The organism is Aminobacter sp. P4_H6_2 (genome assembly GCF_056400805.1).
The window spans coordinates 1-8,147 of sequence record NZ_JBFUKO010000213.1 but is presented as its reverse complement, the minus strand read 5'-3'; the positions used below and the strand labels follow the sequence as shown (position 1 = coordinate 8,147).

Annotated in this window: 3 protein-coding genes and 1 pseudogene; all 4 read right to left on the bottom strand. The window is 63.0% G+C overall.

The features are described from left to right. Positions 1-430, bottom strand: a pseudogene (locus tag AC1DUU_RS16135) (ABC transporter permease); the annotation flags it as partial. Positions 431-547: 117 nt separating this feature from the next. Further along, positions 548-2,203 (bottom strand): ABC transporter substrate-binding protein, encoded by a 1,656-nt coding sequence (locus AC1DUU_RS16130; protein WP_476784420.1) that lies wholly within the window; start codon positions 2,201-2,203, stop codon positions 548-550. Positions 2,204-2,470: 267 nt separating this feature from the next. Beyond that, the gene (locus tag AC1DUU_RS16125) at positions 2,471-6,637 is read right to left on the bottom strand and encodes a translocation/assembly module TamB domain-containing protein (protein WP_476784419.1); all 4,167 of its coding nucleotides are present in this window, start codon (positions 6,635-6,637) and stop codon (positions 2,471-2,473) included. Between the two features lie 11 nt (positions 6,638-6,648). Continuing rightward, on the bottom strand, positions 6,649-8,147 hold a 1,499-nt coding region (locus tag AC1DUU_RS16120), incomplete at its 5' end, for an autotransporter assembly complex protein TamA (RefSeq protein WP_476784418.1).

Sequence of the window (8,147 nt, the reverse complement as noted above, 5' to 3'; positions counted from 1 at the left end):
GGACCATCGTCACCATCACCCAGAACATCAGGATGCCGGTGGCTCCGAGTGCCGGGAACAGCTTTTTGGCCACCGGCGCCTTGAATTTGGTCGAGCAGCCGAAATCGCCTTGCAGCACGCCGGAGAATTGCGGCACCGAAGGTTCGTTGCAGAAAGAGAAGCGCGGCACGGCCTGGCCGGTCGCCGGGTCGATGTTCGGTTGCTTCGGCATCACGCCGAGCCATTGGCCGTAGCGGACGAAGAAGTTCTGCCGATAGCCGTTGCGCTGCAGCCAGCTTTCGAGCTGCTCTGAGCTGGCGCGCATCTCGGTCTGGCTGATCGCCAGTTTCTTCAGGTTCGGATCGAGGTTGATCAGGAAAAAGACGACGAGCGTCAGGCACAGCATCGTCAGCCCGATGGTCCCGAGGCGTCTGAGGATGAATGAAAGCACTGTTGTCGCCCCCTGCCTGCTGGGTTGGGCTCTGTATCAGGCGCTCCCGGCATGACCGGGACCGCCTGGCGAACAGCGGGAGGGACGCAGAGGTCCCTCCCCTCAACAGTGGACGGCTTAGGCCTCCTTGTCGAGCCAGACCCGGTAGAAGTCGTGCTCGTTTGTCGGGTGCATGCCGTGGTTCATTACATATTTGGCGGAGTGATTGAACAGCGACCGCCAATAGGACTGGATCAGGATACCGGAGTCCTGAAGGATCTGCTCGAGATCCTTCATCAGCAACTTGCGCTTCTCGACATCGGGCTGCGCCGTGGCTTCGGTCAGCTTCTTGTCGAAATCCGGATTGGCAAATGCGCTTTCGTTCCAGGCTTCGCCCGACTTGTAGCCGAGCACCAGGATCTGCACGCCAAGCGGGCGCATGTTCCAGGTTGTCATCGAGAAGGGGTACTTCGTCCAGTCGTTCCAGAAGGTCGAACCCGGAAGCACTGTGCGCTTGACCTTGATGCCGGCCTCGCGGATCTGAGCCGCAATGGTGTCGCCGGTATTCTTGTGCCAGTCCTCATCCGTGGTGATGAGGTCGTGCTCGATGTCGCCGACGCCGGACTCGTCGTGCAGCTTCTTGGCGCCTGCGATATCGCGGGCTTTCTTCGGCAGTTCGACATATTCCGGATGGATCGGCGATACGTGATGGTTTTCCGCCACCGATCCACGGCCACCATAGCCCAGTTGCAGAACGGTCGCGTTGTCCACTGCCATCTGAAGCGCGTTGCGGACTTTCTGGTTGTCATACGGCTTGTTGCTAACGTTCATGCGCGCCACGATCGTCGCAGCGGTATTTACCTCCGACTTAACCAGGCCAAGCCCATCGAGAATGTCGACATAGTCGGCCACGGTTTCATAGTTGGTGTCGACCTCGCCCGCTTCGAAGGCGTTGACGGCAGCGGACGGATCAGGGCCGTAGTCGATGAACTCGACGCCGTCGAGATAGGCTTCACCGCCCCACCACTTGCCGTTTTCGCGCCGCTTGAGAATGGCCTTCGAGCCGACATCGTAGGAAACCAGCTCGAAAGGCCCGGTGCCGATCGGATGGCTGACAAGGTTGGAGCCGTTCTTTTCGAAGTCGCGGTGGACGATGATGCCCGGATAGTCGGACACGCCGGGAATGAAGGTGATGTCGGGCGCCGGGAATTTGATAGCGATGGTGTAGTCGTCGACCTTGGTGATGGCGCCTTCCTTGGCCTTCTTCGTCGCCGGATCGACAAGCGCGCCCATGCGGGCCGCCATCGAGTTGCCTTCGGCAGCACCGTCACACCAGCGCAGCAGGTTGAACATGACGTCGTCGGCGTTAAACTCGTCGCCGTTGTTCCAGGTCGCACCCTTGCGCACATTCAGCTTGTACTCGGTGGCGTCGTCGTTGATTTCCCAGCTTTCGAGCAGGGCCGGCTCGAATGTGAAGGTGCGGGTGTATTTGACCAGCGGCTCGAGGAACTGACGCGTGACATTGGCCATTTCCGGCCAGTCGTAACTGCGCGGATCCTTCTGATCCTTCACGAACATCGAAACGCGGATGACACCGCCTTTCTTGGGCTCCTGCGCCAAGGCCTCGCTCGGCGCGACCAGCCCCAGCATGCCGTAGGCCATCGCTGTCGTGGCGCCGAWGGCGCTCGCCAGGGCCAGAAACTCGCGGCGGTCCATTTCGCCGGTCCCGGCGCTCTTGGCCAGCTCACGGATGTGGCTGGGAACAAGATCTGAGTTGCTCTTGTAGAATGTCATTTCCGTCTCCCATTGAAGTGGCCTGTAACGTTACCATTCCGCATCCATTTCCCGTTGTCAAAACGGTTGGATGTCGTCGTTCCCGGAACCAAGTCTGCAATTTTGGGAGGGGGGCAGTTCGCGCGATAGCGACAAAGTTGGCGCAAAAATGGTAATGCGCGCCGGATTCGCTGGAATCTTCGCCTTTGCTAATTTACCTGCGTTCCAACAATCAACGACAGTGCCACGACACTTTGCTGATGATGTCAGAACCGGCTGTCTGCCGGCTCAATATTCACGTTCGTAGAAGATGCCGCCCTTGGCTTCGCCGGCGTCCGTGGCCTGGCCACGCAGCTTGACGCCACGGCCGACATTGAGGTCGATGGTGGCCTTGCCCGAACCCGGYTTGTCGCCCGCCTCCAGTGACAAATAGGTGCGGTCGTTCAGATACTTGCCGACAGCAACTGACGTTTCGCCCTGGTCGTTGGTCCTGATGTCGAGATCATCGACGCCAAGCGTCGCGCGCAGGCTCGACAGCAGCGAGGTGGAGCCGCCGATGCCGGCCATCTGGGCCGCCGCTTCGGCCAGCTGGGCGATCTGCAGGGGCGACAGGTTCGACATCGAACGGCCAAAAATCAACCGCGCCAAAACTTCGTCTTCAGGCAGAGCGGGCACCGAAGAGAAGGAAAATTTCGGGTTGTTGGCCTCACCGGTGACGGTGATGGTGACGGTCGCGTCGCCGGCGGTTGTCTCGGCGGCGAAATTGATCGTCGGTACCAGCGAACCGGAGAATCCGACCGAACCCCTGGTGAAGTTAAGCCGCTTGCCCAGGATGGAAAGCCGGCCACGCTTGAGCGTGAACTCGCCGACGGCCTGCGGAGCGGCGGACGAACCCGACAGGCGCAGCGTGCCGCCGAGCTCGGCGTCGAGGCCGCGGCCCTGGACGAATATCTGGCTGGGCGCGTTGATCGTGACATCGAGGACGAGCGCTCCGGTGCCGCCGCTGGCCTGGGTCGGCGGACGCATCGCTTCTTGCTGCGCCACAACGGCCTTGGGAGCGTTCTTGTGCTTGACGTCGACGGCGGTCAGCGAACCCGGGAATTTTTCGGGGATGCTGATGACCGTACGAGCGAGATTGATGGTGCCTGAAAGCACCGGTGCCTTCGTCAACGGGCCCTTGATGGCGATGTCGCCACCGAGATTGGCCGTGACCACGCGGCCGTCGGTGTAGCGGCCATCGGTGAGCTTGACGGTGATATCCGCCGGGAAGCCCGTGGAGGCATCGGTGCCGACCGTACCGCTGGCCGTAAGCTGGCCGCCGGTCGACAGCGACCCGGTGAGCCGGTTGATGCGGGCAACGCCTGCGGCGATACCGACGTCGAGATTGATGTCGTTGATGGCAATGCCCGACTGCGCCATCAAAAGCCGTGAGCCCGATGCACGCACACTGCCGCTGATGACAGGCGATGTGGCGGGGCCGCGCACCTGGACGTTGACGTCGGCTGAGCCGGTCAGTGCCATGCCTTGGGCCGCAAGCGTGCGGGCGAGGAACGAGAACGGCACTGGACCAGCGAAATTGAGATCGAGTGTGACCGGTGCATTGGTGACGACTGTGCCGCCGCCCTTGAGCGCCAGGCCCGATCCGTCGCCGATGGTCGACTGGAAGGTGAGCCGGCCGCCGGCAAAGGTGCCGGTGGAGCCGATATTCATGGGACCGAAGCCGGCCCCCATAGTCTGCGAGGTTGCAGCGCCTGTCACGTCGAGGTCAAAGCCGACAGTCGGGTTCGCAGCAGCACCTGAGACCTTGACCGTACCCGAGATCGAACCGGCAGCGCCGAGACCTGGCGAGAACGAGTTGGCGAGCGATGCCGGCACATTGGCTAGCGTCGCATCGAGATTGAGGGCCGAACCGGCGGTGCCGGAAATGGTTGCGGTGCCGCCGCCGAGGTTCAGCGCCAGACGGTCGAGCGTCGTTGTGCCGCCCGCGATCGAAACCGTGGTCGGCCGGGAGAGCGCCGCGCGGATTCCGCGCATCGTCGCCTCGCCCGAGGCAAGCTCGATGGTCGTCACACCACCCGCCAGCTTGACGCGACCGGCAGCCTTTGCCGGAATGTCGGCCACGGTGGCGCCACCGGAGAAGCCGGTCCACTCGCCGTCGCGCTTGAGGTCGACAGCGACGCCAGAGATGACGGTCTTGCCCGAGGTTACCGACTTGGCCTTGATCGTGCCTGAGATCGCCGGTGCCTTGAGATAGTTCAGGATGTCGGCGTTGATCGCCACGTCATTGGCGGCGAGGTCGCCGCGCTTGAGCGAGCCGGTGGTCGCGTTGACCGTTACCTGGGGGATGTCGCCGCTGCGGGTGAAGTTGATCTTGCCGCGCACGTCACCTTCAGCAGTTTCAAGCGCGAGGGCCGCAAGCGGCCCGATGTCGGGCATGTCGATGGTGATCGTGCCGAGCGGCACGAAACCCTGGTCGAGCACGAGGTCGCCGGAAAGCTTGTTTTGCCCAAGCGACAGCGACAGGCCCTTGATCTCGCGCCTTCCATCGGCCGTGCGCAGCACGGCATTGCCTTGAAGCGGCTGGCCAGCGACATCGCCGGTGAGTGCCACATTGGCTGCCGGATTTGCCGGATCGATCTTGCCGGTTGCCGTTAAATTGAGCCCTGTGATTTCGCGCGCAGCCGCTTCGATGCGGTCGCTGGTGACGGTAAGCGAGACGTCGGGCGCGGTGCGCGCGCCCTTGGCGGTGAGCGCGAAATCGATGGCGCCCTTGGCCTGCTTGGACAGCAGCGAAACGTCGGCGAAGGAACCCTTGAGATCGGCGTCGATCTCACTGCCCTTCACGCGCGCGGTGCCTTGGGCCTTCAACGCGCCTGAGGTGAGTTCGATGGCGTTGGCGGCGAATGCACCTTCCGCGTCACGGCTTGCGGTCGCCGAAAACTGCGTCCGCTCGGCCAACGCAATGCGAACACCAGCCGGCAGTGCGCTGGACAGCACGTCGGCCTTGAGCCCGAGTTCGAGCGCGAGATCGGCCAGGTTCACCTTGGCGTTCATCTGGCCGTTGAGCGCATCCGAGCGGATGGTACCTTCGTCGACGACGATTTGTGTCTTGCTGATCGACCCCGCCATGTCGACGGACACGCGCCCTGCAACCAGTGGTGCCAATGTGGCGACATCAGTCTTGAGTTCTGCCACACCCAGCTTGATCGCCACCGGGCCGCTGCGCCCGGCGATGTCGAAGGCATCCGAATGGGCTGACGCCACGATGTCGCGAAGTTCCGAGTTGCCCGCGATGACCGAGACCAGCGAGGCGCTGAAATCGATGGCCGGGGCCTTGCCATCGCCAAGCGCACGCAGGCTGGCGGCATTGATGGCGACCGTGACCGGCTGGGCGTCGCTGCCGAGGCTGAGCACGATGGGCGCGCTGTTGGCCTTGACGTCGAGCGACAGATCGGCGGCACCTTCAGGGTTGAGCGAACCGGCGGCAGTTGCGGTCAAGGCGCTGCTGGCAATTGTGGCGCGTTCGATGTCGATGCCGCCAGTGGTCGTCCTGGTGCCGGCGACGTCGAAGGTGGTGTTGCCGGCCAAAAGCGGCTTGAGCATCGCTGGAACAAAATCTTCGAAAGCGCCGTCGCCCTTGGCTGAAACAACGTTGCCTTGGTCGGTCAGCTGATGCGTGCCGGAAATGCGGGTGACGACCTTGCCGTCGACGGTAAACGTGCCGTTGCCGCTCCAGTTGGCGGCAGGCCCCTCGCCCGACACGATCAGTTCGACGGCCGGCTGGTTGGGCAGTTTCAGGATGTTGGCGATGATGCCGCCTGCAGGCTCGGCAGCGCGAATATTGAGCGCGATGCGATTGTCGGCGGGCGCAAACRCGATATCGGCATCGACAACGCCTTCCTTGCCGTCGCTGCGCGCGATGTTGAGCTTGGTTTCGATGCCGAGCGGCGAACGGTCGGCGCGCAACATGCCCTTGGCGGCAAGTTCGGCGATGCCGGTGCCAGCGAGCGCTTCGCCCAGCGCGATTTCGGGCAGGTCGATTTGTTTGACGTCAACCGAAACCGGCAGCGAAAAACCGCCGCTGCTGCTCTGCTTCTTGGCGCCGGCGGCAGGCAGCCGCGCGACCTCGATGCGATCAACAGCAACCTTGTCGGCGCGGAAGGTGCGCGAAAACAGCGCCAAGGGCGACCAGTCGACCGAAACGCCGCGCAATGCGAGCCATGCGCCCTGACGGTCTTCGATCACCACATTGTCGAGCCTGAGACTACCCGACCAGATGCCGTTCAACCCGCTCAGCTTGATCTTCTGATCGTCGGTGGAGGCAACTGACGAAATCAGCCCGGCAAGGTTTTCGCGGCCCTTGGACGTCAGCGTGAAGACAGCGGTGGCACCGACCACGAAAGCCAGAACGACTGCTATCGCGATGCGGAGGATGCGCAGGATTTTCTTCAGCATAACCATCGCGATCAGAACGCCTGGCCAACGCCGGCATAGATGCCGTAGCTCGGATCGTCGGGGCCGGGATTGAGCGGCACTGCCACGTCGACGCGCAGCGGGCCGAAGGGCGTGAGGTAGCGGACGCCGATGCCGGCACCCACGCTCACGCTGGAGAAATCGGGGAACTGCTCGGCCGAAACGGTGCCAGCGTCGATGAACGGCACGATGCCGATCTTGTCGTTGAGCGCATAGCGGATCTCGACCGAGCCCTCGGCGTAAGACAGGCCGCCGGTGGGCTGGCCGTTGAGATGCGGGCCGATGCCCTGATAAGCGTAACCGCGCACCGAGCCGCCGCCACCCGCGTAGAAGCGCCGGTCGGCGGGAACTTCTTGCAGGCTGGCGCCAAGGATCGACCCGATCGCGGCGCGCCCCGCGAGCACGAAGCGGTTGTTGGGGCCGAGCCCGTAATAGGTCGATCCCTCGCCCTTGAGCTTGACGAAGGCGTTGCTGTTGAGCGCATCGTAGGTCGGCTCGGCATAAGCGAGCGCGCGAAAACCACGTGTCGGGTTCAACTTGTCGTCGCGGTTGTCATAAGCATATTGGAGCGGCGTCGAGACAAGCAGATAGCGCTGGCCATCGGGATTGAGCGCGTCCTCGATGTCGGAATATTCGACGGCCAGCTCGGCCGACAGCGTCTGCTCCTTGGTCAGCTCATACGAGACGCCCGCATTGCCTTTGATCGAAAAGATGTCATAGGCGTCAGGATGTTCGTAGGACACCTTGGCACTGGAAAAGAACTTCGAGGCTGGCCCGATGACGCCTGGCTTTTCGAACATGATGCCGGCATTGTAGTTGAGCTTGTTGAGCTCCATCGTGTCGCCGATGCGGCCGATCGAGCCGCCTATCCGCAGCTTTTCGGCATGCCCAAACAGGTTGCGGTGGCCCCAATAGCCCTCGACGCCGAAACCTTCGGTGGTGGAGTAGCTGGCGCCGGCGCCGAAATAACGCATCTTGCGTTCGCTGACGCGGACGCCGATGGGGATCTCGCCGGTAGGATCGAGCGCAAGCGCCTCGTTGATCGACACCGAGCTGAACACGTCGAGCGCCAAAAGCCTGCTGCGCGCGTCGTCGATCTCCTTGGGCGAATAGCGGCGGCCGCGTTCCAGCCCGGTCATGTAGACGGTGAAGTCGCGGTCCACGGCCTCGGTGCCTTCGACCGTCGTTGCGCCATAACCCGCGATCGGGCCAGCGGCGACGTCTAGGGTGACGTCGAGCGTAGTGGTGGCATGGTCGGCGACGATGGTGCGGTTCGTCACCTTGGCGAGCGGCCTGCCCTCTTCCTTGAGCGCGCGCACGATTTGGGCTTCCGCCTTCAAGATCGCATCCGAGCTGGCATTGCCGCCAGCGATCAGGCCGAAATCGGCGCCCCTGATATTGGCGGCGTCACCCTTGAGCACGACGTCGCCGAGCGTGAACATCGACCCGGGCTGGATGGTGACCGTCACCGGGATCGGCTGCGGGCCATTGA